Raw genomic sequence first — 25,948 nt, 5'->3', positions numbered from 1 at the left:
CGGCCGACTCCACGGTGGCCCAGCCGCCCGCGGGCAGCCATCGCCCCCGCCGTCCTGGTACCGCCGGTGCCAGGACGGCCGGCGGCCGTCCCTGCCCCACGTACCCACGGCGCCGGCCCCGCGCGGTCAGGACGGCGGAGCCGGCAGCGGCAGCGCGGCCAGGGCGCGGGCGGCGTGCACGAGGTTGGACGCCATGGCCTTGCCGGTCGACACCGACCAGTCGTGGCCGCGGTCGTCGTCGAGGAAGTCGGGCCCGGGGCCGGGACCGAGGTGCCAGTACGTCCACGACTGGCCGGGGACGGTGTAGCCGATGTCGACCAGGGCGCCGTTGATCTCGCTGATGACGTGGTGGGCGCCGTCCTCGTTGCCGGTGACGACCACCCCGGCCACCCGGTTGTAGGCGACCGGCCGTTCCTGGGCGTCGGTCTCGCTCAGCATGGCGTCCATCCGCTCCAGCACCCGCTGGGCGACGGAGGAGGGCCGGCCCAGCCAGGTGGGGGAGGCGATGACGAGGATCTCGGCGGCGAGGAGCTTGTCGTGCACGGCGGGCCAGTCGTCACCGTCCCCCATGTCGGTCCGTACGCCGGGCTTCAGGTTCAGGTCGACGGCCCGCACGGTGTCCACCGTCACGCCGTGTCCCTGGAGCGAGGAGATGACGGTGGCGGCGAGGGCTTCGGTGTTGGACGGCTCGGGCGAGGGCTTGAGAGTGCAGTTGACGACGAGTGCGCGCATGTGCGGGAGCCTTCCCCCGACGGGGCGTCACAGACGGGTGCGCTTCCCACCCTCACCCGCCCCGGCGAGTGGCCCGCCTCACATGGCGTAACCCGGATACCGCCGCCACCATGGTCTCGTCACGGGCCGGCTGAAGGGATCGTCGATGTTCCGCAAGGTGCTGGTCGCCAACCGCGGTGAGATCGCCATCCGCGCGTTCCGCGCGGGCTACGAACTGGGCGCGCGGACGGTCGCCGTCTTCCCGCACGAGGACCGGGGCTCCCTGCACCGGCTGAAGGCCGACGAGGCCTACGAGATCGGTGAGCCGGGCCACCCGGTGCGGGCCTACCTCTCCGTCGAGGAGATCGTGCGGGCGGCGCGCGACGCGGGCGCCGACGCCGTCTACCCGGGCTACGGGTTCCTCTCCGAGAACCCCGGCCTCGCGCGGGCCTGCGAGGAGGCCGGCATCACCTTCGTCGGCCCGAGCGCCGGCATCCTGGAACTGACCGGCAACAAGGCCCGCGCCGTGGCCGCCGCCCGGGAGGCCGGCGTACCCGTGCTGGGCTCCTCGGCGCCCTCCACCGACGTGGACGAACTCGTCCGCGCCGCCGACGACGTCGGCTTCCCCGTGTTCGTCAAGGCGGTCGCGGGCGGCGGCGGGCGCGGCATGCGCCGCGTCGAGGACCCCGCGCACCTGCGGGAGGCCATCGAGGCGGCGTCCCGGGAGGCGGCGTCCGCGTTCGGCGACGCCACCGTCTTCCTGGAGAAGGCGGTGGTCGAGCCCCGCCACATCGAGGTGCAGATCCTCGCCGACGGCCACGGCGACGTCATCCACCTCTACGAACGCGACTGCTCGGTCCAGCGCCGCCACCAGAAGGTCATCGAACTCGCCCCCGCCCCGAACCTGGACCCGGCCCTGCGCGAGCGGATCTGCGCCGACGCGGTGCGCTTCGCCCGGCGGATCGGCTACCGCAACGCCGGCACCGTGGAGTTCCTCCTCGACCGCGACGGCAACCACGTCTTCATCGAGATAAACCCCCGCATCCAGGTCGAGCACACGGTCACCGAGGAGGTCACCGACGTCGACCTGGTCCAGGCCCAGATGCGCGTCGCCGCCGGCGAGACCCTGGCCGACCTCGGCCTCTCCCAGGAGACGGTGACCCTGCGCGGCGCGGCCCTCCAGTGCCGGATCACCACCGAGGACCCGGCCAACGGCTTCCGCCCGGACACCGGCCGCATCAGCGCCTACCGCTCACCCGGCGGCTCCGGCATCCGCCTGGACGGCGGCACCACCCACGCCGGTACGGAGATCAGCGCGCACTTCGACTCGATGCTGGTCAAACTCACCTGCCGGGGGCGGGACTTCGCCACCGCGGTGGGCCGGGCCCGGCGTGCGGTGGCCGAGTTCCGCATCCGCGGCGTGGCCACCAACATCCCGTTCCTGCAAGCGGTCCTGGACGACCCCGACTTCCGGGCCGGCCGCGTCACCACGTCCTTCATCGAACAGCGCCCCCATCTGCTGACGTCCCGGCACTCCGCCGACCGCGGCACCAAACTGCTCACCTACCTCGCCGACGTGACGGTCAACAAACCGCACGGCGAACGTCCCGCCCTGACCGACCCGCTGACCAAGCTCCCGCCGCTGCCCTCGGGCGAACCCCCGGCCGGTTCCCGCCAGTTGCTCACCGAACTGGGCCCCGAGGGCTTCGCCCGCCGGCTGCGCGAGTCACCCGCCCTCGGCGTCACCGACACCACCTTCCGCGACGCCCACCAGTCCCTGCTGGCCACCCGGGTCCGCACCAAGGACATGCTCGCCGTCGCCCCGGTGGTGGCCCGCACCCTGCCCGGACTGCTCTCCCTGGAGTGCTGGGGCGGCGCCACCTACGACGTCGCCCTGCGCTTCCTCGCCGAGGACCCCTGGGAGCGGCTGGCCGCGCTGCGCGAGGCGGTGCCCAACATCTGCCTCCAGATGCTGCTGCGCGGTCGCAACACCGTGGGCTACACCCCGTACCCGACCGAGGTGACCGACGCGTTCGTCGAGGAGGCGGCGGCCACCGGCATCGACATCTTCCGCGTCTTCGACGCGCTCAACGACGTCGACCAGATGCGCCCCGCCATCGAGGCCGTACGCGCCACCGGCACGGCCGTCGCCGAGGTCGCCCTCTGCTACACCGCCGACCTCTCCGACCCGTCCGAGAAGCTCTACACCCTCGACTACTACCTCCGCCTGGCCGAGAGGATCGTCGCCGCCGGCGCCCATGTCCTGGCCGTCAAGGACATGGCGGGCCTGCTGCGCGCCCCGGCCGCCGAGACGCTGGTGTCGGCCCTGCGCCGGGAGTTCGACCTGCCGGTGCACCTGCACACCCACGACACGGCGGGCGGCCAGCTCGCCACCTACCTGGCCGCCGTACGGGCCGGGGCGGACGCGGTCGACGGCGCCGTGGCGTCCATGGCCGGCACCACCTCGCAGCCGTCCCTGTCCGCGATCGTCGCCGCCACCGACCACTCCGAGCGGCCCACCGGCCTGGACCTGAAGGCCGTCGGCGACCTGGAGCCGTACTGGGAGAGCGTCCGCAAGGTCTACGCCCCCTTCGAGGCGGGCCTGGCCGCGCCGACCGGCCGCGTCTACCACCACGAGATCCCCGGCGGTCAGCTCTCCAACCTGCGCGCCCAGGCCATCGCCCTCGGCCTCGGCGACCGCTTCGAGGACATCGAGGCGATGTACGCCGCCGCCGACCGGATGCTCGGCCGCCTGGTCAAGGTCACCCCGTCGTCGAAGGTGGTCGGCGACCTGGCCCTGCACCTGGTGGGCGCCGGAGCCGACCCGGCGCGGTTCGAGGCGGACCCGGACCGGTACGACATCCCCGACTCCGTCATCGGCTTCCTCCGCGGCGAGCTGGGCACCCCGCCCGGCGGCTGGCCCGAGCCGTTCCGCAGCAAGGCGCTGCGGGGCCGCGCCGAGGCCGCGCCGGTCACGGAACTGTCCGCCGAGGACCGCACCGGCCTCGCCGAGGACCGGCGCACCACCCTCAACCGGCTGCTGTTCCCCGGCCCGTCCCGCGAGTTCCGGACCCACCGGCAGACGTACGGCGACACCGGCGTCCTGGACAGCAGGGACTTCTTCTACGGACTGCGGCCGGGCACGGAGTACGCCGTCGACCTCGAACCCGGCGTACGGCTGCTCATCGAACTCCAGGCGGTCGGCGAGGCCGACGAGCGGGGCATGCGGACCGTGATGGCCGGTCTCAACGGGCAGTTGCGGCCGATCCAGGTCCGGGACCGGGCGGCGGCCTCCCACGTCCCGGTGACCGAGAAGGCCGACCGGAGCGACCCCGGGCAGGTCGCGGCGCCGTTCGCCGGTGTGGTGACCCTCGCGGTCGCCGAGGGCGACCGGGTGGCGGCCGGGGCCACGGTGGCCACCATCGAGGCGATGAAGATGGAAGCGGCGATCACCGCTCCCCGGGCGGGCACGGTGACCAGGCTGGCCGTCAACCGCGTCCAGCAGGTCGAGGGCGGCGATCTGCTGGTCCAGCTGGGGCAGGAGCCCCGCGGTTAGGCGTCGACGGGTACGCCCAGCCGGTCCGCCACGGCGGTGAGGGTCCCGCCCAGCGGGAGCGCGACCCGGGTGACGGCGTGCCGGTCGCCCCGGGTCGGGTCCAGGTTGACGATCAGCACCGGTGTGCCGGCCTCGGCCGCCTGCCGGACGAACCGCAGCCCGGACATCACCGTCAGGGAGGAGCCCAGCACCAGCAGGGAGGCCGCCGAGCGGACCAGCGCACGGCAGTGCTCGACCCGCCGCGGCGGTACCGCCTCCCCGAAGAACACCACGTCGGGCTTGAGGACGCCGCCGCAGACCGCGCACGGCACCACCCGGAAGTCCCCGACCTGCTCGTCGCTGAGGTCGGCGTCCCCGTCGGGGTTGAGGTGCGCGGCCACCGGCGCGAAGTCCGGGTTGGCCGCGGCCAGCCGCCGGGCGAGTTCCCGGCGCGGGCCGAGGCGGCCGCAGGACAGGCAGACGACCCGGTCCAGGCTGCCGTGGAGCTCCACGACCCCCTCGCTGCCGGCGGCCTGGTGCAGCCCGTCGACGTTCTGGGTGATCACGCCCGACAGCAGGCCCCGCCGCCCGAACGCGGCCACGGCCCGGTGCCCGGCGTTGGGGCGGGCCCGGCCGAAGGTGCGCCAGCCCAGGTGGCTGCGGGCCCAGTACCGGCGCCTGGCCTGAGCGTCGCCGGTGAAGTCCTGGTAGGTCATCGGGGTGTGCCGGCTCAGGCTCCCGCCCTCGCCCCGGTAGTCGGGGATGCCCGACTCCGTGGAGATCCCCGCCCCGCTGAGCACCAGCACACCCCCGGCCCTCAGCGCCTCGGCGACCGGCTCCGGGTCGGTGGTGCCCGGCGGCAGGTCCTCGGTCGGGGTCCAGCTCAGAGTGGGGCGCATGCGCATGCCGCAAGGGTACGGAACCGGCGCGGACACGCGATGCCGCCCGGACGGCTCCGGCCCGGGCCCCGACGAGGACGCGGCCGCCCGGTCACAGCGGGCGACGGGGTGAGCGTGCGGGTGGGACCGGCGACCGGGTCAGCGGGCGGGCGGGACGAACTCCGGCTGGTCCAGCAGCCGCAGCCAGCTCCCGTCGGGCTGCCGCCGGACGACCTGCGCGCGGGCACCGGTCCCGTCCTTCGGCGGCGTGGCGGTGAGGGCGGTGCCGCCGTCGACGCTGACCAGGGTCGGCAGCGGCGGCTCCGGCTCGAAGCGGGGACGGCCGGACAGCACCTTCTCCCACAGCGCGCGGATCGCCTCCCGCCCCACGGTCACCTCACCGGGCGGGTAGGCCAGCACCGCGTCCTCCTCATAGAGCGCGGCGACCCCGGCGGCGTCACCGGCGTTGGACCGCTCGACGAACAGCCGGGTGATGTCCTCGGGCCGCATGGCCTTCTCGTACGCCTCGTACGTCTCGTATGCCTCGTACTCCGCCACGACTTCCTCCTGACCTCGAATTCCGTGCTGTCCAGGCTGTCCGACCGCAGATCAGAAGTCCAACAGATGGTTCTTCTCGGAACTAGAATCAGCGCTCATGGAACTGAGGCAGTTGGAGTACTTCGTCGCCGTCGCCGAGGAGCGGAACTTCACCCGGGCCGCCGAGCGCGTGCACATCAGCCAGTCCGGTGTCAGCGCCCAGATCCGCCGGCTGGAACGGGAACTCGGCGCCGAGCTGTTCGACCGGTCCGCGCGTACCGCCACCCTCACCGTCGCGGGGCAGGCGGCGCTGGAGCACGCCCGCGCCGCACTCGCCGCGGCCGGGGCGGTCGGCCGCGCGGTGGGGGAGGTGACCGGTGTGGTCCGGGGCCGGCTGACCGTCGGCATGGTCATCGGCTGCACCCTCACCCCGCTGTTCGACGCGCTCGCCGCGTTCCACCGGGCCCACCCGGGGGTGGAGCTCTCGCTCCTGGAGGACAACTCCGACCGGCTCGTCGAGGGGGTGCGCGACGGCCGCCTCGACCTGGCGCTCGTCGGCACCGCGACCGCCACCCCGGAGGGACTGGAGGCCCTGACGATCCTCAGCGAGCGGCTCGTCGCGGCGGTCCCGGCCGGACACCCCCTCGCGGGCCGCGACCGGGTCACGCTGGACGACCTGGTCGCCCATCCGATCGTCTGCATGCCGCCCGGCACGGGCCTGCGCACCGCGTTCGACCGGGCCTGTGCCGCGCACCGCCTGGAGCCCTCCATCGTGCTGGAGGCGGGCGCCGCCGACGCCATCGCCGACCTCGCCGCCCGCGGACTGGGCGTCGCCGTGCTCGGCGCATCGATGGCCGAGGGGCACCGTGCCCGGCTCACCGCCCGCGCCGTGGACGGCCTCGACACACCGGCACTGCTCGCCCTGGTCTGGAAGGACGCGCCCCACCCCGCGGTGCGGGAGATGGTGGCGCACGGCCGACGCGCTTTCACCGGACCGGGGTCCGGCCAGGACTCAATCGTATGAATGTGCGGTTGTGATGTGGAGGTCTTGGGGTGATCGGGCGGCGGGAGCGCCATGAGTTGGCCGGAAACTGCTCATCTGTTCGCCGTTCCTGTGTTCTGAAGAAACGGTCATCCTTGCGCTCTGTCACCGCCGGCTCGCCCGCCCACGCCGCTGAACAGCCAGACAGCGCAAGGATTCTGAGTGTCCCGTTCACTACCACGGCGCGTTCGGCCGACCGCACCTTCGGGCCGAAATCGACTGCTGGGCGGAGTGCGTGGATAGTCAGATCTCGGAACACGACGGGTTGACTACCATGTGCCCGTACCTGGTCCGGAAGATCGCCGTCCTCTTGGGGGCCCGCTTCCTGACCCGTGACCGCCGTGTGTGTCGGTCGACCGTTTCTCCTGCTCTCCATCCCGAGGGACCGCGGAATGTCAGTGCCTGCACCATCCAGCCAGCGCCGGTCGGCGAAGGCCCCCCGAGCCGTCCCGGTCGTACCCGCGGCCGTCCTGGTGGTGAGCGCGGCGGCCGCCGGCGCGGCCGTCGCCGCGGCGCCGGCCGGAGCCGGCACCTGGTCGCTGGCCGCGATGCTCGGCGCCTGGCTCTGCCTCGCCGTCACGGTCGTGGTCAGCGCGCTGTCGATCCGGCGCGCCCGCCGGGCCGGCCTGCGGCAGAGCGACGACGTCACCCAGGCCAGGGCGCAGTTGGCGCAGATCGCCGCCGAGTCCGCGCACCTGGTCAGCGTCACCCTCCCCGCCGTCGCCAAGCGGCTGCGGGACGGAACGACCGCGCAGGACGCCCTGGCCCAGGTGACCAGCCCCTCCGATCCGCAGCTGCGCCAGCTCGCGCACACCTTCGTCGCCGAGGTGGAGGAGGCCGTACGGCTCGCCGTCGCCTACGACACCGAACGGCGGCAGGCCGCCGACGAGTCGGGGCGCATGGCCGCCGAACTGGTGCGGCTGGCCGACGAGTTGCTGCCCGCCGCCGTGACCAGGCTGCGCGAGGGACAGTCCGCCGACACCGTGCTCGGCGAGCTCGACTGGCCGCGCACCCCGGCGGTGCGGGCACCCGCTGAATCGTTCGTCCGTGAACTCGCCCACAGCGAGCGCCGCGCAGCCGCCGCCCAGGCGGCCTCCGCGAAGGCGCTCAGCCGGGTCCAGGCCAAGGCGGTCAGCATGCTCGCCGACCTCCGCGAGATGCAGGAGCGGCACGGCGAGGAGGTCTTCGGCGACCTGCTGAAGCTGGACCACAGCACCTCGCAGCTCGGCCTGATGACCGACCGGCTGGCCCTGCTCATGGGCGGCCGTTCCAGCCGCGCCTGGAACAAGCCCATCGTGATGGAGTCCATCCTGCGCGGCGCGGTCGGCCGGATCGCCGCCTACCAGCGGGTGCGCCTGCACTGCTCCACCACGGCCGCCGTCACCGGGTTCGCGGCCGAGGGCGTGATGCACCTGCTCGCCGAACTGATGGACAACGCCGCCAACTTCTCGCCGCCGATCGACGAGGTCAACGTCTACGTCGAGGAGCGCAGCGCCGGCATCGTCGTCACCATCGAGGACAGCGGCCTGAAGATGGCCGCCGCGGCCATGCGCCGGGCCGAGGAGTCGGTGGCCGGCCGCATGACCGACCTCGCCTCCCTCCAGGGCACCCGGCTCGGCCTCGCGGTCGTGGGGCGGCTGGCCGTCAAGTACGGCATCAGCGTCAACTACCGCCCCTCCTCCCGCGGCGGCACCGGCGTCGTCGTCCTGCTGCCCCGCCAGCTCCTCGCCCAGCAGCGCGAACCGGCCCCCGTCGGCGCCCAGGGCCGCCCCGCCGCGCCGGCCCCCGCTCCTGCGGCCCTGGCTCCCGCGGCACCGGCTCCCGCGGCACCGGCCCCCGTCGAGCCCCCGGCGCCCCGCCTCGCCCCCGCCGAGCCCGCCGCACCCCGCGCCGGCCTTCCCGGACCGGCGAACGCGCCCGACAACACGCCGAACGGACTGCCCGTCCGCACCCCCGGCCGCACCATGGCGGAGGCCGAACGCGAGCGGGAGCAGCGCCGCGGCGGCGACAGCACCGAGGACGGCGCACCGGACCGGGAGCGTCCCGCCGTACGCGACGCCGGTTCCCGCTTCGGCGCCTTCCACCGCGCCCGCCGGTCCGGCCGGGAGGCCGCCGGACCCGATGACCGGCCCGAGCCACCGGCCGCCCCGTAGCGCCCGCTCCAGGCCTCGGCTCCCTTTACCCCCCCCGCTTGAGCACGTGAGATTGGAGGAACGGGCCGGTGACCGGTCAGCCGGGCACCCACCGTCCCATCACCACCATGCAGACCACCGACAACAGCCTCACCTGGCTTCTGCAGAACCTTCTGGAGCGCACCCCGGGAACCCGGCACGCCCTCGTCCTGTCCCGGGACGGGCTGAAGCTGTGCTGGTCCGACCACCTCACCCTGGACCGGGCGGACCAGCTGGCGGCGATCTGTTCGGGCATCCAGGCGCTCGCCCAGGGCGCCTCCGTGGAGTTCGGCGACGGAACCGGGGGAGTACGCCACTCCATGACCGAGTTCCACGGCGGCCTGCTCTTCATCGTCGAGGCCGGGGAGGGCGCCCACCTCGCGGTCGTCGCCGAGGAGAACGCCGACCCCGGCGTGGTCGGCCACCAGATGACCGAACTGGTCGAGCAGATCGGCGAACACCTGCGAGCCGAGCCCCGCCAGCCCCTCCCAGGAGGCGCCGCCTCATGACGCCGCCCCGCAAGCCCGTGGACACCGGCGACCCCGACCGGCTCTACACGGTCACCGGCGGTCGCAGCCGCGCCGACGACGCCTTCGACCTGGTCACCCTGGTGGTCAGCGAGAGCGAACCGTCGGCCGGGATGCAGTCGGAACACGTCCGCATCCTGGAGATGTGCCGGCACCCGACCGCCGTGGTCGAGATCGCCGCGGAACTGAGGCTGCCGATCACGGTGGTACGCATCCTGCTCGGCGACCTCCTCGCCATGGGCCGGATCACCGCCCGGCACCCGCGCGCGGCCGAGTCCGTCGCCTCGCTCCCCGACTCCGCCCTTCTCAAGGAGGTGCTCCATGGGCTCCGCAACCTCTGAACTGCCCGTCGGCCGTACGCCCTTGGCCGACGCCGCCGAGACCGGCCTGAAGATAGTCATCGTGGGCGGGTTCGGGGTCGGCAAGACCACCCTGGTCCGCTCGGTCAGCGAGATCCGCCCCCTCAACACCGAGGAGGTGATGACCCAGGCCGGCGTCGGGGTCGACGAGACCAGCGGCGTGGCCGGGAAGACCACCACCACGGTGGCGTTCGACTTCGGCCGGATCAGCCTCAACGAGCGCATGGTGCTCTACTTGTTCGGCGCGCCCGGACAGGAGCGCTTCTGGTTCCTGTGGGACCGGCTGTTCTCCGGCACGCTCGGCGCGGTCGTCCTCGTCGACACCCGCCGCATGAACGACTCCTGGTACGCCATCGACCGGCTGGAACACCACGGAACTCCGTTCGTGGTGGCAGTCAACCGCTTCGACGACGACTCCGGGCACTCCCTGGAGGAGATCCGCCAGGCGCTCGCGCTGCCGCAGCACGTGCCGCTGATCGAGTGCGACGCGCGGGTCAGACGCTCCGGGAAGGACGTGCTGATCACCCTCGTGGACCACCTGTACGAACTCGCCATGGCCCGGGAGACCACACCGTGACCGAGACAGGATCCCCCACGCCCGACGGGCCGCCCCCGGGCTGCCCCGCCCACGGCGGCGGCGGCGCGCTGCGCCTGGCCGGGCTGGAGTACCAGCAGACGCCGTCGCAGCTGTACCGGACGCTGCGCCGGGAGCACGGCGCGGTGGCGCCGGTGCTGCTGGACGGGGACATCCCCGCCTGGCTGGTCCTCGGCTACTCCGAGCTGAGCTACGTGACCAACCACGACGAGCTGTTCGCGCGGGACTGCCGCCGCTGGAACCAGTGGCCCAACATCCCCCCGGACTGGCCGCTGATGCCGTTCGTCGGGTACCAGCCGTCGGTGCTGTTCACCGAGGGCGAGGAGCACCAGCGGCGGGCCGGGGTGATCACCGAGGCGCTGGAGGGCGTCGACCAGTTCGAACTGGCCCGCCAGTGCCGGGAGATCGCCGACGGGCTCATCGCCGCCTTCGCGGGCAGCGGCGAGGCCGAGCTGATGAGCACCTACGCGCACGCCCTGCCGATGATCGCCGTGGTCCAGATGTGCGGCATGCCGCACTCGGGCACCGACACCGAGCGGCTCGTGGACGATCTGCGGATCTCCCTGGACGCGGCCGAGGGCGACGACCCGGTGGCCGCGTACGCGCGCGTGGGCGAGCGGATCGCGCAGCTGGTGAAGGAGAAGCGGGAGCGGCCCGGTCCGGACATCACCTCGCGGATGCTGCTGCACCCGGCAGGGCTGACCGACGAGGAGATCGTGCAGGACCTGATCTCCATCATCGCCGCGGCCCAGCAGCCGACGGCCAACTGGATCTGCAACACCCTCAGGCTGCTGCTCACCGACGAGCGGTTCGCCATCAACGTCTCCGGCGGCCGGCTCAGCGTCGGCGAGGCGCTCAACGAGGTGCTGTGGCTGGACACGCCGACGCAGAACTTCATCGGCCGCTGGGCGGTGCGTGACACCCAGCTCGGCGGCCGGCTGATCCGGGCCGGCGACTGCGTGGTGCTCGGCATCGCCGCGGCCAACACCGACCCGCAGATCTGGCCGGAGTCGCACGTCGGCGCCGAGAACTCGGCGCACCTGTCGTTCAGCAACGGCGAGCACCGCTGCCCCTACCCGGCGCCGCTGCTCGCGGACGTGATGGCGCGTACGGCGGTGGAGACGCTGCTGGAGCGGCTGCCGGACCTGGTGCTGTCGGTCGAGCCGGAGGAGCTGACCTGGCGGGACTCGATCTGGATGCGGGGCCTCACGGCGCTCCCGGTGCGGTTCACGCCGGTCGTGCAGTGACCGGCGGAGCCCCTCGCGGGGCCCCGAGCCCCCGTGCGTCCCATGCCCCCGTACCCCCGTGTCCCGCTCAGGCCGAGGCAGGGGTGAAGCGCACCGGGACCGACTGCGGGCCCCGGGTGAACACGCCCTGCTCCACTGGGTCGTAGCCCTCGGCGAGCCGTAGGCCGGGCATGGCGTCCAGGAGCTGGTTCACGCCGATCTCGACCTCCGCCTTGGCCAGCAGGGCGCCGACGCAGAAGTGCCGGCCCAGCGCGAAGGCGAGGTGGTCGGCGGCGGCGGAGAACGCGGTCGTCGTGGTCAGGTCGTCGCGGAAGATGTCGAAGCGGTCCGGGTCCCGGTAGCGGTCGCCGTCCCGGTTGGCCGCGCCGATCAGGCAGGTCACGGTGGCACCCGCGGGGACGGTCCCGCCGGTCAGCTCCACCTCGGTCGCCGACTGCCGCATGATCATCTGGACCGGCGGGGTGAAGCGCAGAGTCTCGGCGAAGGCGCGCGTGATCAGGGAGCGGTCCTCGCGGACGGCCGTGAGCTGCTCGGGGTTGAGCAGCAGGTTGACGAAGATGCCGGCGATCGCCTTGTCGGTGGTCTCGCCGCCGGCGGCGAGCAGCAGGCTGCAGAACGCCTTGATGTCCTCGTCGCTCATCCTCACGCCGTCGACCTCGGCGGCGCACAGCGTGGACAGCAGGTCGTCACCGAGGCGGTCGCGCCGCTCCCGGATGATCGGCAGCATGTACTCGGCGAACTCGGCCCGGGTCCGCTCCCCGGCCGCGGTGACCTCCGGGTCGCCGGACAGGTTGCCGAGGAAGGCGATGACGGCCGTGTACCAGCGGTGGAACTGTTCGTGGTCGGCCTTGTCCAGACCGAGCATGTCGGCTATCACGTTGACGGGGAAACGGGTGGCGTAGTCGCTGACCAGGTCGGCGGAGCCGGTGTGCCGGAAGGCGTCGATCAGCTCGCGGGAGTTGCGCTCGATGACGGGCAGGAACTTCTCCTGGAGGTCGGCGCCGCGGAACGCCGGCGCGACCAGGGCCCGGCGCACGGCGTGCTCCCGGCCGCTGAGCTGGAGGATGGTCTTGCCGTGCACCGGTTCGAGCTGCCAGTCGTAGTTGTCGGTGGTGAACTGACCGGCCTTGTCCTTGAAGACGCGCTCGACGTCCTCGTAGCGGGAGATGATGTAGCTCTGCGTCGCCTCGTGCCAGATGAGCGGCGCGCTCTCCCGCATCACGCGGTAGGCGGGGTAGGGGTCCGCCGCGAACTCGGGCGAGAGGATGTCGGGGACCTGCTGAGCCGTGGACATGGGGCTCCCTGGGGGCGGTAACGGGCGTACGCCCCAAGGCTATTGATCATCTCCCGGGCACGACAGGGGGTCTTGGACGGCTGTTCGGTCCCGGGCGTTCGTTGGCCGAAAAGAGCCGCCCCGCGCCGGACGCGCCCCGCTCAGCCCCTGGCCAGGGCGGCCAGTTGGTCCAGGGTCCCGTCGAACCGGTCGTGGTCGCCGACGATCGGACCGGTCGAGGTGTACTGCCACATCGTGTACCGGGACCAGCCGGCCGGGAGGGTCCCGGGAGTCGCGGCGTACCGGGCGATCCACAGCGGGTTGGCGGCGCCGAACCCGTCGGCGTCGCCAGTGCACTGCTTCCACCAGCTGGTGGAGGTGTAGATCACCGCGTGCCGTCCGGTCCGCGCCCGGTACCGGTCGACGAAGTCACGGATCCAGGACACCATCTGCCCCGGCGTCTTGCCGTAGCAGGAGGAACCGTACGGGTTCCACTCGATGTCCAGCACACCCGGCAGCGTCCGGCCGTCCGCCGACCAGGCGCCGCCGTGGTCGACGAACCAGTCCGCCTGCGCGCCGCCGCCTGAGGTGTCCGGCGTCGCGAAGTGGTAGGCCCCGCGGACCATGCCGACGTCGTACGAACCGTTGTACTGCTGCCCGTACTTGGGGTTGACGTAGGACGTGCCCTCGGTGGCCTTCACGTAGGCCCACTTGACCCCGCTGTCCCACAGGCTCTGCCAGGCGACGTCCCCCTGATGGCTGGAGACGTCCACGCCTTCCGTCTGGACGGCGCGGGTCCCGGCGGGGCTTGCGGCCACGCCGTCGTGGGCCAGGACGCCCATGCCCATGTAGGCGGAGCCGCGGACCGGGGTGTCGTCGGCCGCCGACGGGACGGCGGCCGGAGGGAACAGGATCGACAGGGCGGCGAGCAGGCTGCCCGACGCGAGCAGGCGGAAACGGCCGTCCGCCACGGCTATGGGTCTGCGCACGCCTCCATCCGACCGTCCGGGCCGCCCGGCCGCATCCCGCGCGCGTCCGGACGGCTGTCCCCGGCGGACGGCGGCCGGTGTCAGCGCGTCACTTCGGCGTCCATGTCGCCCGCGGCCCTGAACTCCACGGCCACCACCCCGTCCACACCCCCGCACAGCTCCTCCAGCACGGAGACCGGCACGTGCTCCGGGAGCCGGCCGGTGAGCACGACATGTCCGTGCGTCACGTCCACCTGGAGGGCCGAGGGAGCCAGCCCGAGCGTCTGGACCAGCGCCTCCTCGATGATCTCGGTGCGGATCTCCCGGTCCTTGCGCAGGAAGACCCGCAGCAGGTCGCTGCGGCTGACCACCCCGATCAGCCGCTCCTCCGCGTCGACCACCAGCAGCCGCTTGATGCCGTGACGGGCCATCACCCGGGCGGCGTCCACGACGCTCCAGTCCTCCCGGGCGCAGACCGGCGGCGAGGTCATCAGCCCCGCCGCGTCCGTGGCCGACGCCTTGGCGCCACCGGGCGGCGCGGTGTCCCCGCCCCAGATCTTCTGCAGGAGGTCCGCCTCCGACACCACCCCCACGGGACGGTCGTCCGCGTCCACGACGGGCACGGCGGTGATGTCGTACTCCTGCAGCAGGTGCGCGATCTCCTTGAACGGCGTGCCGCGCTGGACGCGGACGACGGCGTCGCTCATCAGATCGCGCACCCTCAGGTGGTTCATTTAAGGATCTTCCTCTCCGCTGCCGGCCCCCTGCGGCCGGCATCCGACCTTCCGCAGGTGAGAACGTCCGGCGGGGCCCAGGGGTGCCCCGGTGTCACGCGGAAGGGCCACCCGGCCCCGGCGCGGGGTCCGAGCAGCCGTTCACGTGTCCGCCGTCGATTCGGACAGCCTTGCCTGTACAGCCCGGACTGACCAGTTTGCCCTACCTCGGCCGAGTGCGTACCGGGGCCCGGACGAGGTACCCGGTGAGCCCACTGCGCACGAGGAGTGGTCGCATGCCGGTGAAAGTGAGCCCGCTCGACGGCAGGACGGCCGTCGTGACCGGTGCGGCGCGGGGTGTCGGCGAGGCCCTGGCCCACGAGCTGTCCCGGCGGGGCATGAGGCTGGCCCTGCTGGGCCGTGAGGAGGCGACGCTGGTCCGGGTGCGGGACGCGCTGCCCGGGGAAGCCTGGTGCTGGGAGGCCGACGTCACGGACGACGCCGCGATGGCCCGGGCCGCCGCCGGGGTCCGGGAGCGGCTCGGGGCGCCGTCCGTGCTGGTGGCCAACGCGGGCGTGGCCGAGGGCGGACCGTTCGCCCAGTCCGACCCCGCGACCTGGCGCCGCGTCGTCGAGGTGAACCTCGTCGGCAGCGCCGTGACCGCGCGGACCTTCCTGCCCGACCTGTTCACCACCCGCGGCTACTACCTCCAGGTGGCCTCGCTCGCCTCCATCGGAGCGGCGCCCATGATGAGCGCGTACTGCGCCTCGAAGGCCGGTGTGGAGTCGTTCGCCCAGTCGCTGCGGGCCGAGGTGGCCCACCGGCGGGTGGGCGTCGGCATCGCCTACATCAACTGGACCGACACCGACATGATCCGCGACGCCGACCGGTCCGCGGTACTGCGCGAACTGCGCGGCCACCTGCCGCCGCCCGCCCGCAAGGTCCACCCGGTGGCCCACGTGGCCGGCCGGCTGGCCGACGCGGTCGAACGGCGCCGGCCGGCCGTGTACGTACCCGGCTGGCTGCGCGCGGCCCAACTGGTGCGCGCTGCCATGCCGCCCGTCGTCACCGCGGTCTCCCGACGGGAACTGTCCCGCCTGGCCGCCGAGGAGCCGTTGGAGCCGACAGGGCTGCTGGGCACGGGCGGCCGGGCCGCGCTCGCCGAGCCCCGGGCGCTCGGGCGGCTCGGCGAGCCGGAGGGGTGAGGCGGCGGTCCGACCGGCCCGACGGCCTTGCGGTGGGAGCCGGGAGCAGGCCAGGCCGTGCGCGGGGTTCGGGCGGTGGCCGGGACGTCCTTCGAACGGCCACCGGCCCGGTGCGCGGCGCAGGGCGTCGACCGTCGACCGAGAAGTGACGGACCGCTTCAGGTCCGCCGGGTGCCGGCCACCGGCGTCACGCGTCGATGAGCCGTGCGGACGACGGGACCTGCGGTGTCCCGTCCTGGGCACCGCGCCACTCGCGGGGGGACATCCCGTAGGCGGCCCGGAACACGCGGCTGAAATGCGCGGCACTGGCGAAGCCCCATCGGTGTGCCACCGCGGCGATCGTGGCGTTCCCGTGGAGTGCCAGGTCGCGTCGGCACGCCTCCAGACGGCGCCGCTGGATCCACCGGCCGACCGTGACCTCCTCGCTCTCGAACAGCTTGTGCAGATAGCGCGGGGATATGAAATGGGCCTGGGCGATGGTCTGCGGAGTCATGTCGGGATCCGCGAGATGCCGGTCGATGAACGCCTGGATCCGCAGCAGCAGCGCCAGGTTCCCACCGGGCGTGTTCCCGGTCGTCCGGCCGCCGGTCCGGCCCATGACTTCGGCGGCCAGCACACCCAGCAGATCCACGACGTTGCGCGCCATCAGCCCGCTGGTGCGCGACAGGCAGTCGCCGGCGCCGTCCACGATCGCGGAGATGAAGGGCGAAAGCAGACCACCGAGAGGCGTGTCGGAGCCGAGCGGGCAGGCGGTGATGTGCGCCACGTCGGACCCGCTCAGGCCCAGGACGTCTCTGGGCACGACGAGGGACTTGGTCCGGAACGACTGGGGGAATTCGAGGTGGAGGGGGCGTGCCAGGTCGTAGACGAAGATGTCCCCGGGCCCGAGCAGCGCGTCACGGCCGTCCTGCTCCAGCCGGCCGACTCCTGTGACCAGCAGATTGACCACCACGTCCTCGTCCTGGCCGTACTGCGCGACGAGCCGGCGCGTGCGCCGGGCGGACAGGCTGTCGCCGTCCATGGTGACGGCCTGGAGAGGACCGAGCGGCGTCGCACGGATCATGCCGGAGTACATCTCGTCGGGGACGACGATGTCCACGGCGCCGGATGTCCGGTACGGGGCCTCGCGCGAGTAGGCCCGTCTGCCCAGGGCGGACAGCGGATCGGTGGTGGGGAAGCTGCCGGGGGCGCTTCTCTCCTGGACATCCGGCGCCATGATCTTCGCCCTTCGACTGGTGTCTGCCTTCAGCGACACCGTGCCAGCCGGGCCGGGGGCGGCACATCGCGTGAACCCGCTAGATCAACGGCGGACCAGGGCGAACACCGACACACCGGCGCCATCGGGAGACCGCTCAGTCACTGGTCGCGATCCGCTGCGCACGCCGGAGAGCTTCCTGCGGTGTCTGCTCTTCTGTCAGCGCGGACTGGATCGCGGTGTAGATCCCGGTCGCCGCCTTGGGCCACCGGACGCCGAGTTCGCCGGTACGGACGCGCGCTCCTCGCGTGCTCTCGACGAAGACGGCCATCGTCGGGTCCTGTGCGGCATACCGGGCGGCGACCGCGGTGCGGGACGGCACGGTGAAGTGCTGCTTGGCCAGGGTGAGCGTGTTGGACGCGCTGTTCAGGCAGGTGAGGACCTCGGCGGCCTTCTTCTGCCGCTCCTCGGAGGAGCTCTGCGGGACGGTCCACACCTCACCGCCGAGCGGCGTGACCGGGGCCTGCCCCGCCCGGGGGACGGGCACCGGGGCCACTCCCCAGCGCAGGTCCGCGTCGTCGTTCAGGGCGGCGATCCGCCACGGCCCGTTGATCATCATGGCCGTGCGGCCGGCGGCGAACTGGTCGTGGACGTCGGCCTGCGTCCAGTTGAGCACCGACCTCGACATGGACCCGCTCTTCACCAGGTCGACCCACAGCTGGAGGGCCTGTGCGGCCTGCGGGGTGTCCAGCTGCTTCTCGTGCCCGCCGTTGGACCACAGGAAGGGCAGGAACTGCCAGCTGCTCTCGAACGTGGCGCTCGCGTCGACCGCCATGCCGTGGCGCCCGGGCCGGGTCAGCTCCGCGGCCGCCTCCTTCAGCTCGTCCCAGGTCCTCGGTACGGCGACACCGGCCTCGGCGAGCATGTCCTTGTTGTAGAAGAGGGCGACCGTGCTGACGTAGGGGGCCAGCCCGTACACCTTTCCGTCGTACGTGCCCGCCGACAGGATGCCCTCGGCGAAGCCGCCGGTGTCCACGCCGTACTGGTCCAGCGGGGTCAGCGCGCCGGTCTGCGCGACCTGCTGGAGGTCGGCGTTGTCCAGCATCAGCAGGTCGGGAAGGGTCCGCGACGAGGCCTGCCGCAGGACCCTGGGGACGAGGGACGCCGGCGGGACGCTCGTGTGCTCGACCCGGACGCCGGCGGTCCTGCCGCACGCGGTGAGCACCTGGTTCCACTGGGTGTGCTCGGACCGCTGGGTGTAGTAGTCGAGCACGGTGATGGAGGTGACCTCGCCGGTGGCGGATCCGGCACCGGTTCCACCGGCGCACCCGGCGGTCGCCAGTGCCAGTGCCAGCGCCAGGGCTCCGGCCCGGCGGACGGCGGTGCGCCGCGTCGGCCGTCCGGCCGGTGACATCATGCGAGTGCCTTTGCGGAGTGACGGCCTGCGGACTCCACGAGCCGTCAGGGCATCCAGATGGGTGTTTTCTGTTCGAACGCATCTTAAACGCCCTCGATGGCCTCATGACACGTGGCACTCGTGAGGCCCGCTCGCCGCTGCGGTCATCGTCCCTGTCCGGCGGCTTCCCGGATCATCGCCGCCACGGCATCGGGCCGCGACAGCACCACGGCGTGCGACCCGTCCAGCACGTGCTCGATGGCCGCCATGCGCTGTGCCATGAAGCGCTGGGCGGTGGGGTTGAGCATCCGGTCGGCGGTCGCGATGGCGTACCAGGACGGCATGGAGGCCCAGGCCGGCGGTCCCGCTCGACCGGTCAGCGCGTCGCAGGCGATCGGGCGTTGGGCCACGGACAGCAGCTCCTTGACGGCGGGCGACAGGTCGGCGGCGTAGACCTGCGCGAACAGCTCCGCGCGGAGGTACAGCTCGCTGCCCGGACCGCCGGGCAACCGAGCGGGCAGAGCGACGGTGCGAGTCGCGTCGGCGGCCGGCGCGGGGGCGAAGCGGTTCAGGATGTCCAGGACGCACTCGCCGGCGTCGAGGCCGAACGCCGCGACGTAGCACAGGGCCACGACGTTGTCGGCGTCGGCGGCGGCTTGGGTGATGACCGCGCCACCGTAGTCGTGGCCGACCAGGACGACCGGCGCGTCGATGCCACGCAGCATGCTCCGCAGGTAGGCGGCGTCCTGTGCCAGACCGCGCAGCGGATTCGCCGGGGCGCGCACGGTCAGTCCGTCGGCGTGCAGCACACCGATGACCTCCGCCCAGGACGAGGCGCCCGTGAACGCGCCGTGCACCAGCACGATGGTCGGCGGTGCGGAGCTGGGTCCGTGCATGCCTGGTGACCTCCGACGGTGTGGGAACGTCCCAGTCGTACGCGGCCGAGTCCGGTACGGCATCGCGTGAACGTACCAATGGACTCCCTCAGCTGTCGGGCAGGGCCATGACCACGTTGGCCAGTTGAACCCGGGAGTTGACCGACAGTTTGCGGAAGACGGACGTCAGGTGGGTGTTGACCGTGTGCGGGGACACCACGAGCAGGTCCGCGGCCGACCGGTTGGTGTGGCCCTGGGCGATCAGGCGCGCGATCTTCCTCTCCGAGGCCGTGAGCGCACCCCAACCCTGCACGGGGCGCTGCACGGGCCCTGTCCCGCGGCCGGCGGCCCCCGCGTCCCGCAGCGCCCCCTGGGCCCGTGCCGCCGCGGCGTGGGCGCCCGACTCGGCGAACGTGTCACGGGCGCGGGTCAGCGCGGCCACCGCCCGCTGCTTCCGGCCCGCCGCCAGGAGGGCCTGTCCGAGATCCGCGGACGCGGCCGCCCGGACCAGCGGGCGGGGGCTCGCGTCGAGCAGTTCCACGGAGCGTTCGAGCAGGGCGAGATCGTTCCGTACGAGTCCGAGGGCCTGGGCCGCGACGCCCGTGGCGGTCGGCACGGCGGGGTTGCGTCCGGCGTGGGCGCCGGCCTGTGCGGCGAGGTCCTCGGCGAGCTCGTGGTCCGCCCCGCCCAGGGCCATGCGTATCGCGGAGTCGACCCAGTCGCGCAGGAGCCGCCAGCGCATGAAGGCCCCCTCCCGCTGCACCTGCCGGACCTTGACGACGGCGAGGCCGATGTCGCCGTCCGCCTCCGCGTGGACGGCTTCCAGGAACCGCACCGCGGCCGTGTTGCCCGGGTTCGGTCTGGCCGCCAGCCTCTCCCGCGCCGCGTGCAGATGCTCCCGTGCCGCTTCCCGGTCGCCGCGCAGCAGAGCGATCCGGGAGCGGATCACGCGGCCGTTCACCTGCTGGACGGGTACCCGCACCTCGTCCTCCAGGTGTTCCATGGTCGCGAAGTCGGCGTCGGCGTCATCGAGCCGGCCGAGGCCCAGATCGTGCTGGCCCTGGGCCCACAGCAGCATCGCCTGACGCGTCGTCCCGGCCTCCGTCGCCCGCGGGAGCAGCCGCTGCCCGGACGCGAAGTCGTCCACATGCAGGTGCGCGACGATCTCTTCGGGCAGGAAGGCGGGGTCGATGGCGCTCAGCGCGGTGAAGCGCTCCAGGGCGACGGCGTTCTCACCCGCGTTCTGCGCGGTCTCACCGAGCCCGGACAGGGCCAGGACGTGTGCCTCCCGGTCACCGGTGTCGGTGGCGGCACGCAGCGCTTCCTCGCCCGCCTCGCGCGCCGCGGCCAGATCGTGCTCCCGGGACAGGGCCAGGGCGCGCAGGGCGGCCAGCCTCGCCGCGATCTCCGGGGCGGCGCCTCCCGTGGCGAGGGCGGTTTCGGTCCGGCGGCGCAGTTCCCCGGCGAGGTCCATGTTCCACAGCGTCCCGCCGAGGGCGGCCTGCAGCCGGCTGAACACCTCCAGCGGTGGCCGGCCGGCCAGCAGCCCGTCGCCCGTGGACAGGGCGTCTCGGCTCCGGCCGGCCCGGGTCAGGCACAGGATCGCCTGTTCCCCCACCGCGAACCTCGACGGCCGTGCCGACGGCACCAGTTCCAGAGCGCGCGTCATGAGGTCGGCCGCGAGGTCCGGGGTGACCGGCAGCACGTCGTCGGCCGCGCGCCGCAGCAGAGCCACGGCTTCCTCGTCTCCGGGCAGGGCGCCCCGCAGGATGTGCGGCACCGCGTCGATCGGCCGGTGGCCGGCGGCGACCAGGCCGCGCGCGGCCTCCCGGTGCAGTGCTTTGCGGGCCGACGGCAGGATGTCGGCGTAGACCGCCTGGCGCAGGAGGTCGTGCCGGAAGACCAGGTGATCACCGTCGTCGTCCAGGAGCCCCGCGCGCACGGCCTCCTCCAGCGCCGCGATGAGGGTGGCGGCCGGCCGGCCGCAGAGCGCGGCGGCGTCGTCGAAGCCGAACCTGCGTCCCAGGACCGCGCCCATCTGGAGGAAGCGCAGGGTGTCGGGCTTCAGGGACCTCAGCCTGCCGCGCACGCCCACCACGAGCCCCGGGGGTACGAGGGTGTCCGGGGCCTCGGCGGTGCGCAGACCCGCGAGCATCTCGACGGCCAGGAACGGGTTCCCGCCCGCTCCGTCGAGCAGTTCCCGTACCCGCGCGTCGGCCGCCGTCCCGAGCGCGTCTCCGGCCAGTTGGGCGATGGCCGCGCCGGTCAGGGGACCCAGGGGCACGGTGACGGTCGTGAGGTGTCCGGCCGCGGCCGCGACGATCTCCTCCGACGGGCCCGCCGGCTCCCGTCGTCCGGCCAGCACCCACAGCACCGGCGAGGTCCGCAGCCGTGCCGGCAGCTGCTGCAGGGCGAAGCGGCTCAGCGGATCGGCCCATTGCACGTCATCCAGGCCGATCAGTACCGGCACGCCGCCCGCTCTGGCCTCGATCACTTCGGCCAGGCGTTCCACCAGCCAGATCCGCTGGTCGTGATTGCGGGCCAGATCGGCGAAGGCATCACCGGACAGCAGAGGCCGATCACCTTGCAGGACGCAGGCCGCCAGTGACGACAGCGGCACGAGGTGATGCAGCTCATCGGCCTTGCCGACGCCGGCGGAGAACCCCGCCGACCTGGCTTTGGAGACGGCTTCGGCGAGCAGCGTGGTCTTGCCGATGCCCGGTTCGCCCTGAAGGAGCGCCAACCCGCCGCTTCCGGTGCGGGCCACGGAGGCGATCAGCGCCTCCAGCTCGCCGAGCTCGGCCTCCCGGCCTCGCAGACCGCTGCGGGACAGCGGACCGCCTGCTCCTGACATTCCTACGATCCACCCCATGCGCACTCGCCCGCCGAGGCCGGTCTCCCACCGCGCCGGGCACCACCCTTCTGGGGGCCTTGTCTCTCCACGCACTCTAACTGTTCCCTGCGCGCACCCGGACGGCCGCCCGGCCGTGGCCCGCCCCTTCAGCGGCAGGACCCGTGAGCACGCCGCCTTCCGGCGGGGGAGCGGCGGACGCGGTGCGCCGGGGGATGTCGCGCACCTCACCTGGCGCTGCCAGGCAAGAAGCGATGCGCTCCAGGACAACACAGGGCGAGACGTCCGCCCTAGCGTGCTGCCGTCCCGTGCCGCGCATGACACGGACCGCGGGCGCCGGCCGCCGGACAGCCGAGCCGGTCCACGCGGCGCCCCGTCTCGTCGCAGCCGGAGCGCGTCCGCGCGCGCACCAGTCACACCGAACGAAGGAAGAGACCTTGCCTTACATCACCGTGGGTCGGGAGAACTCCACCACCATCGACCTCTACTACGAGGACCACGGCACCGGACAGCCGGTCGTCCTCATCCACGGCTTCCCGCTCGACGGACACTCCTGGGAACGCCAGAGCGCCGCCCTGCTGGACGCGGGCCACCGCGTCATCACGTACGACCGCCGCGGCTTCGGGCAGTCCAGCCGGCCGACGACCGGGTACGACTACGACACCTTCGCGGCCGACCTGAACACCGTGCTGGAGACCCTCGACCTGCGGGACGCCGTCCTGGTCGGCTTCTCCATGGGCACCGGCGAGGTCGCCCGGTACGTGTCCGCCTACGGCTCCGCCCGGATCTCCAAGGTCGCCTTCCTGGCGTCGCTGGAGCCCTGGCTGCTCAAGACCGACGACAACCCCGACGGTGCCGCTCCGCAGGAGTTCTTCGACGGTGTCGTCACGGCCGTCAAGGCGGACCGCTACGCGTACTACACGGACTTCTACAAGGACTTCTACAACCTCGACGAGAACCTCGGCTCCCGGATCAGCGAGGAGGCCGTGCGCAACAGCTGGAACGTCGCGGCGGCCGGCGGCTTCTTCGCCGCGGCTGCCGCGCCCTCGACCTGGTACACCGACTTCCGGGCCGACATCCCGGCCATCGACGTGCCGGCCCTGATCCTGCACGGCACGGGCGACCGGATCCTGCCGGTCGAGGCGACGGGGCGGCGGTTCCACGAGGCGCTGCCGTCCGCCGAGTACGTGGAGATCGAGGGCGCCCCGCACGGACTGCTGTGGACCCACGCGCAGGAGGTCAACGACGCGCTCCTGGCCTTCCTGGGGAAGTGAGCCCGCAGGGGGTCCGCTGATCCACACCGCGGTCGGCTCCGCACCGCTCGGGGACGAGGACCCCTCCTCGGGGCGCACCCCGAGCGGCGGCCGGGGTCAGGACGGTCCGCGGTGGGTCCAGGCGCCGGCCAGCATCGTCGCGTGCACCGGCATCTCCCGCAGCGTGCGCGCGTCCGCGTCGAGCGGGTCGGCGTCGGTCACCACCAGGTCGGCCGGGTCACCGACCCGGATCAGCCGCCTGCCCCGCGTGGACCCCGCGAGCGCGTCGGCCACCGGGATGCGCTGCTCGGGGTGGAACGGCTCCCGCTCACCGTCCGTCCGGGCCACGGCGGAGGCGATGGTCAGCCACGGGTCGAGCGGCGCGACCGGCGCGTCGGACCCCAGCTCCAGGACGGCCCCGGCCCGCAGCAGATCGGCGAAGGCGTACGCCCGGTGGGTACGGCCGCTCCAGTGCCGGTCGGCCACGTCCCGGTCGTCCACCGCGTGAGTCGGCTGCACCCCGACGGTGACGCCCAGCTCGGCGAAGCGCGGGATGTCCTTGGTGGCCAGCAACTGACCGTGCTCGACGCGGCCGTGGCAGCGCACCGCCTCGAAGGCGTCCAGCGCCATCTCGTTGGCGCGGTCCCCGATGGCGTGCACGGCCGGTTGGATGCCGTGGCAGGACGCGTGCCGCAGCAGTGCCACCAGGTCGGCCGGCGACACCTCCTCCAGCCCGTGCGCGCCGGGCGTACCGGGGTCCAGGCCCGGATAGGCGTCGTGGCACAGCGCGGTACGGGTGTTGAGCGAGCCGTCGGTGAGCAGCTTGAACGGCCCGACCTGGAGCAGGCCGCCCGGCGTGTCCAGCACCTGCCCGGTGCGCAGCCCCCGTTCGATCGCCGCGTCGAGGTGCGGCAGCCAGATGGACGCCGCCACCCGCAGCGGCATCGGGGCGGTGCGGGCCCGCCGGGTCCAGTGGGTGATGTTGTCGGCGTACTCGAAGTCGATGACCCCGGTGACACCGCGGGCGGCAGCCGCGGCGCACGCCTCGTGCACCCACCGGTCCGTCACCTCGTCGGACACGGCGGTCAGGTCGGCTGTCGCCCGCATGCCCGCGCCCTCCCGCAGCAGCCCCGTCGGATGGTCGCCGTGCCCGAGGGCGGCGAGGGCGGCCGAGTTCAGCCAGGCGCAGTGCAGGTCGGCGCTGATCAGCAGTACGGGCCGGTCCCCGGCGACCGCGTCCAGGAGTTCCTTGCCGGGGGTGTCCGGCCACAGCCCGTCGCGGAAGCCGTAGCCGACGAGGATCTCACCGGGCGGCAGGGCGACGGCCCTTCGGCCCGCCGCGTCGGCCGCCGCCCGGGCCGACCCGGCACCGGACAGGTCGAGCCGACGGCGCACCCCGGCCCACTGCACCATGTGCACATGCGCGTCCCAGAGACCGGGAAGCAGGGTACGGCCGTCCAGATCGAGGCGCTCGCCCGGGGCGCGAGGCGCGCCGCCCGCCGGGTACACGGCGGTGACCAGCCCTTTCTCGACCCGTACGTCGCTCAGCGGTCCGCCCGCCCCGAGGCGGACCCGCGCCAGGGTGACCGGCGGCGCGGTGAACGTGGCGGCTGTGGTGGTCGTGGTGGTGGTCGTGGTGGGCGTCGTCACGGGTGTCCTCCTGATGTCACGCATGTCACGCATGTCACGCATGTCACGCATGGCCGGGCCGGCCGGGCTGGGCAAGGGGCTGGTCGGATTCCAGCGACGCGTGTCGAGGCGGTGACAGCCGGAACGCGCCGACGACGCCGGCCCCGCCTGACCGCGCTGGTCGCCGAACCGGCCCACGAGCGGCGCCCGGGCGGTACGGGCTGACCGCTCGCGCCAGGGGATTCCCGGGCGGCGTCATGTGCCCAGGCCGGCGTCCCGCGCCCGGATCATGGCGTCGTCGCGGTTGGTGACCTGGAGCTTGGCGAAGATGTGGGACACGTGGTTGCGTACCGTCTTGTCCGACAGGACCAGGTGTCGGGCGATCCGCCGGTTGGTGTGCCCGCGGGCCAGCAGGTCGAGGATCTCCCGCTCCCGGTTGGTGAGCTGGGGAAAGGCGAGCCGGCCGGGGAACTCGTGGAGGGCGGAGAAGTACGTGCCCAGCCGTTCGGCGATGGAGGCGCTGAAGACCGCGCCGCCCTCGGCCACCGTCCGTACCGCCCGCAGCAGTTCGTCCCGGGACGCCTCCTTGGCCACATAGCCGTGGGCGCCCGCGCGCAGCGCCGCCACCACCTCGTCGTCGTCCTCGTACTGGGAGACGACGAGCACCCGCGGCCGGTGGCCGGCGGCGTTCGAGGTGATCGCGCGGATCGCCTCCACTCCCGGCATCCGGGGCAGCCGCAGGTCCATGAGGACCACCTGCACGGCGGGTCCGAGGCGGGCGACGGTCTCCACCGCCTCCTCACCGCTGCCCGCCTCCCCGACCACTCTCAAGTCGTCTTCGGGGTCCAGAGCGACCCGCAGACCCTGGAGGAACAGAGGGTGGTCGTCGACGATCAACACCCCCACGGTCATTCTGAAACCTTTTCGCCAAGTGTGGCCACAAGTCCCCCTTTTGTGCATGCTGCGAACAAGGCTAGATCTCTCGCCC

21 protein-coding genes are annotated in these 25,948 nt (G+C 73.1%); 9 read left to right on the top strand and 12 right to left on the bottom strand.

Annotated elements, in window-relative coordinates:
- Positions 1–126: 126 nt before the first annotated feature.
- The gene (locus tag ACZ3IG_RS06035; protein WP_467429474.1) at positions 127–732 is read right to left on the bottom strand and encodes a flavodoxin family protein; all 606 of its coding nucleotides are present in this window, start codon (positions 730–732) and stop codon (positions 127–129) included.
- Between the two features lie 145 nt (positions 733–877).
- Between ACZ3IG_RS06035 and ACZ3IG_RS06030 the strand changes: the two genes are divergently transcribed.
- Complete coding sequence (locus tag ACZ3IG_RS06030) at positions 878–4,267, top strand: pyruvate carboxylase (protein ID WP_467429472.1); 3,390 nt, start codon at positions 878–880, stop codon at positions 4,265–4,267.
- Here ACZ3IG_RS06030 and ACZ3IG_RS06025 read toward each other — a convergent pair.
- Positions 4,264–5,151, bottom strand: coding sequence for an NAD-dependent protein deacetylase (locus ACZ3IG_RS06025; protein ID WP_467429470.1), 888 nt, complete (start codon positions 5,149–5,151; stop codon positions 4,264–4,266). The two genes, ACZ3IG_RS06030 and ACZ3IG_RS06025, sit on opposite strands and share 4 nt — an antisense overlap.
- Positions 5,152–5,283: 132 nt before the next feature.
- Positions 5,284–5,634 (bottom strand): YybH family protein, encoded by a 351-nt coding sequence (locus tag ACZ3IG_RS06020; RefSeq protein WP_467430505.1) that lies wholly within the window; start codon positions 5,632–5,634, stop codon positions 5,284–5,286.
- Between the two features lie 145 nt (positions 5,635–5,779).
- Between ACZ3IG_RS06020 and ACZ3IG_RS06015 the strand changes: the two genes are divergently transcribed.
- The 6 genes from ACZ3IG_RS06015 (at position 5,780) to ACZ3IG_RS05990 (ending at position 11,602) form a co-directional block, all read left to right on the top strand.
- Positions 5,780–6,685 carry a LysR family transcriptional regulator gene (locus ACZ3IG_RS06015; protein ID WP_467429469.1) on the top strand — a complete coding sequence of 302 codons (906 nt, stop codon included), beginning with the start codon at positions 5,780–5,782 and terminating at the stop codon, positions 6,683–6,685.
- Positions 6,686–7,095: 410 nt separating this feature from the next.
- Complete coding sequence (locus ACZ3IG_RS06010) at positions 7,096–8,856, top strand: ATP-binding protein (RefSeq protein ID WP_467429466.1); 1,761 nt, start codon at positions 7,096–7,098, stop codon at positions 8,854–8,856.
- A 107-nt stretch (positions 8,857–8,963) separates the two neighbouring features.
- Positions 8,964–9,383 (top strand): roadblock/LC7 domain-containing protein, encoded by a 420-nt coding sequence (locus tag ACZ3IG_RS06005; RefSeq protein WP_403535436.1) that lies wholly within the window; start codon positions 8,964–8,966, stop codon positions 9,381–9,383.
- Positions 9,380–9,742: a DUF742 domain-containing protein gene (locus ACZ3IG_RS06000; protein ID WP_462705174.1), complete on the top strand. Its 363-nt coding sequence runs from the start codon at positions 9,380–9,382 to the stop codon at positions 9,740–9,742. The genes ACZ3IG_RS06005 and ACZ3IG_RS06000 overlap by 4 nt, the downstream gene beginning before the upstream one ends.
- The gene (locus ACZ3IG_RS05995; protein ID WP_467429464.1) at positions 9,723–10,337 is read left to right on the top strand and encodes a GTP-binding protein; all 615 of its coding nucleotides are present in this window, start codon (positions 9,723–9,725) and stop codon (positions 10,335–10,337) included. Before ACZ3IG_RS06000 ends, ACZ3IG_RS05995 begins: the two co-directional genes overlap by 20 nt.
- Complete coding sequence (locus ACZ3IG_RS05990; RefSeq protein ID WP_467429462.1) at positions 10,334–11,602, top strand: cytochrome P450; 1,269 nt, start codon at positions 10,334–10,336, stop codon at positions 11,600–11,602. The genes ACZ3IG_RS05995 and ACZ3IG_RS05990 overlap by 4 nt, the downstream gene beginning before the upstream one ends.
- 67 nt (positions 11,603–11,669) lie before the next feature.
- Here the strand turns inward: ACZ3IG_RS05990 and ACZ3IG_RS05985 are convergent, their stop codons facing one another.
- The 3 genes from ACZ3IG_RS05985 to ACZ3IG_RS05975 all read right to left on the bottom strand — a co-directional run bounded on the left by ACZ3IG_RS05985 (position 11,670) and on the right by ACZ3IG_RS05975 (position 14,577).
- Complete coding sequence (locus tag ACZ3IG_RS05985; RefSeq protein ID WP_467429460.1) at positions 11,670–12,896, bottom strand: cytochrome P450; 1,227 nt, start codon at positions 12,894–12,896, stop codon at positions 11,670–11,672.
- Positions 12,897–13,036: 140 nt separating this feature from the next.
- The gene (locus ACZ3IG_RS05980; RefSeq protein ID WP_467429459.1) at positions 13,037–13,864 is read right to left on the bottom strand and encodes a lysozyme; all 828 of its coding nucleotides are present in this window, start codon (positions 13,862–13,864) and stop codon (positions 13,037–13,039) included.
- Positions 13,865–13,944: 80 nt separating this feature from the next.
- Positions 13,945–14,577 (bottom strand): CBS domain-containing protein, encoded by a 633-nt coding sequence (locus ACZ3IG_RS05975; RefSeq protein ID WP_467429458.1) that lies wholly within the window; start codon positions 14,575–14,577, stop codon positions 13,945–13,947.
- Positions 14,578–14,852: 275 nt separating this feature from the next.
- On the opposite strand from ACZ3IG_RS05975, the gene ACZ3IG_RS05970 reads away from it, so the two are divergent.
- The gene (locus ACZ3IG_RS05970; protein WP_467429456.1) at positions 14,853–15,761 is read left to right on the top strand and encodes an SDR family oxidoreductase; all 909 of its coding nucleotides are present in this window, start codon (positions 14,853–14,855) and stop codon (positions 15,759–15,761) included.
- A gap of 187 nt (positions 15,762–15,948) precedes the next feature.
- Here ACZ3IG_RS05970 and ACZ3IG_RS05965 read toward each other — a convergent pair whose 3' ends face one another.
- The 4 genes from ACZ3IG_RS05965 to ACZ3IG_RS05950 all read right to left on the bottom strand — a co-directional run bounded on the left by ACZ3IG_RS05965 (position 15,949) and on the right by ACZ3IG_RS05950 (position 22,081).
- Positions 15,949–16,977 carry a helix-turn-helix domain-containing protein gene (locus tag ACZ3IG_RS05965; RefSeq protein ID WP_467429454.1) on the bottom strand — a complete coding sequence of 343 codons (1,029 nt, stop codon included), beginning with the start codon at positions 16,975–16,977 and terminating at the stop codon, positions 15,949–15,951.
- 136 nt (positions 16,978–17,113) lie between these two features.
- Positions 17,114–18,373, bottom strand: coding sequence for an ABC transporter substrate-binding protein (locus ACZ3IG_RS05960; protein WP_467429453.1), 1,260 nt, complete (start codon positions 18,371–18,373; stop codon positions 17,114–17,116).
- Between the two features lie 143 nt (positions 18,374–18,516).
- Positions 18,517–19,248 (bottom strand): alpha/beta hydrolase, encoded by a 732-nt coding sequence (locus ACZ3IG_RS05955; protein WP_467429450.1) that lies wholly within the window; start codon positions 19,246–19,248, stop codon positions 18,517–18,519.
- A gap of 88 nt (positions 19,249–19,336) precedes the next feature.
- Complete coding sequence (locus ACZ3IG_RS05950; protein WP_467429448.1) at positions 19,337–22,081, bottom strand: helix-turn-helix transcriptional regulator; 2,745 nt, start codon at positions 22,079–22,081, stop codon at positions 19,337–19,339.
- Positions 22,082–22,515: 434 nt separating this feature from the next.
- Between ACZ3IG_RS05950 and ACZ3IG_RS05945 the strand changes: the two genes are divergently transcribed.
- Positions 22,516–23,352 carry an alpha/beta fold hydrolase gene (locus ACZ3IG_RS05945; protein ID WP_467429445.1) on the top strand — a complete coding sequence of 279 codons (837 nt, stop codon included), beginning with the start codon at positions 22,516–22,518 and terminating at the stop codon, positions 23,350–23,352.
- Positions 23,353–23,448: 96 nt separating this feature from the next.
- Here the strand turns inward: ACZ3IG_RS05945 and ACZ3IG_RS05940 are convergent, their stop codons facing one another.
- Positions 23,449–24,981, bottom strand: a complete 1,533-nt coding sequence (locus ACZ3IG_RS05940) for an amidohydrolase (RefSeq protein ID WP_467429444.1) — start codon at positions 24,979–24,981, stop codon at positions 23,449–23,451.
- A gap of 234 nt (positions 24,982–25,215) precedes the next feature.
- The gene (locus ACZ3IG_RS05935) at positions 25,216–25,872 is read right to left on the bottom strand and encodes a response regulator (RefSeq protein ID WP_467429442.1); all 657 of its coding nucleotides are present in this window, start codon (positions 25,870–25,872) and stop codon (positions 25,216–25,218) included.
- Positions 25,873–25,948 lie beyond the last annotated feature (76 nt).

The organism is Streptomyces sp. NPDC016677, assembly GCF_055562815.1.
Note: the sequence above shows the minus strand (reverse complement) of the source record. Positions and strands in the feature narration are given on the sequence as shown.

Bases quoted from the DNA above. Each gene is read 5' to 3' on its own strand.
- ACZ3IG_RS06035 (WP_467429474.1), bottom strand. From the start codon at position 732: ATGCGCGCACTCGTCGTCAACTGCACTCTCAAGCCCTCGCCCGAGCCG.
- ACZ3IG_RS06030 (WP_467429472.1), top strand. From the start codon at position 878: ATGTTCCGCAAGGTGCTGGTCGCCAACCGCGGTGAGATCGCCATCCGC.
- ACZ3IG_RS06025 (WP_467429470.1), bottom strand. From the start codon at position 5,151: ATGCGCATGCGCCCCACTCTGAGCTGGACCCCGACCGAGGACCTGCCG.
- ACZ3IG_RS06020 (WP_467430505.1), bottom strand. From the start codon at position 5,634: ATGCGGCCCGAGGACATCACCCGGCTGTTCGTCGAGCGGTCCAACGCC.
- ACZ3IG_RS06015 (WP_467429469.1), top strand. From the start codon at position 5,780: ATGGAACTGAGGCAGTTGGAGTACTTCGTCGCCGTCGCCGAGGAGCGG.
- ACZ3IG_RS06010 (WP_467429466.1), top strand. From the start codon at position 7,096: ATGTCAGTGCCTGCACCATCCAGCCAGCGCCGGTCGGCGAAGGCCCCC.
- ACZ3IG_RS06005 (WP_403535436.1), top strand. From the start codon at position 8,964: ATGCAGACCACCGACAACAGCCTCACCTGGCTTCTGCAGAACCTTCTG.
- ACZ3IG_RS06000 (WP_462705174.1), top strand. From the start codon at position 9,380: ATGACGCCGCCCCGCAAGCCCGTGGACACCGGCGACCCCGACCGGCTC.
- ACZ3IG_RS05995 (WP_467429464.1), top strand. From the start codon at position 9,723: ATGGGCTCCGCAACCTCTGAACTGCCCGTCGGCCGTACGCCCTTGGCC.
- ACZ3IG_RS05985 (WP_467429460.1), bottom strand. From the start codon at position 12,896: ATGTCCACGGCTCAGCAGGTCCCCGACATCCTCTCGCCCGAGTTCGCG.
- ACZ3IG_RS05975 (WP_467429458.1), bottom strand. From the start codon at position 14,577: ATGAACCACCTGAGGGTGCGCGATCTGATGAGCGACGCCGTCGTCCGC.
- ACZ3IG_RS05970 (WP_467429456.1), top strand. From the start codon at position 14,853: ATGCCGGTGAAAGTGAGCCCGCTCGACGGCAGGACGGCCGTCGTGACC.
- ACZ3IG_RS05965 (WP_467429454.1), bottom strand. From the start codon at position 16,977: ATGGCGCCGGATGTCCAGGAGAGAAGCGCCCCCGGCAGCTTCCCCACC.
- ACZ3IG_RS05960 (WP_467429453.1), bottom strand. From the start codon at position 18,373: ATGATGTCACCGGCCGGACGGCCGACGCGGCGCACCGCCGTCCGCCGG.
- ACZ3IG_RS05955 (WP_467429450.1), bottom strand. From the start codon at position 19,248: ATGCACGGACCCAGCTCCGCACCGCCGACCATCGTGCTGGTGCACGGC.
- ACZ3IG_RS05950 (WP_467429448.1), bottom strand. From the start codon at position 22,081: ATGTCAGGAGCAGGCGGTCCGCTGTCCCGCAGCGGTCTGCGAGGCCGG.
- ACZ3IG_RS05935 (WP_467429442.1), bottom strand. From the start codon at position 25,872: ATGACCGTGGGGGTGTTGATCGTCGACGACCACCCTCTGTTCCTCCAG.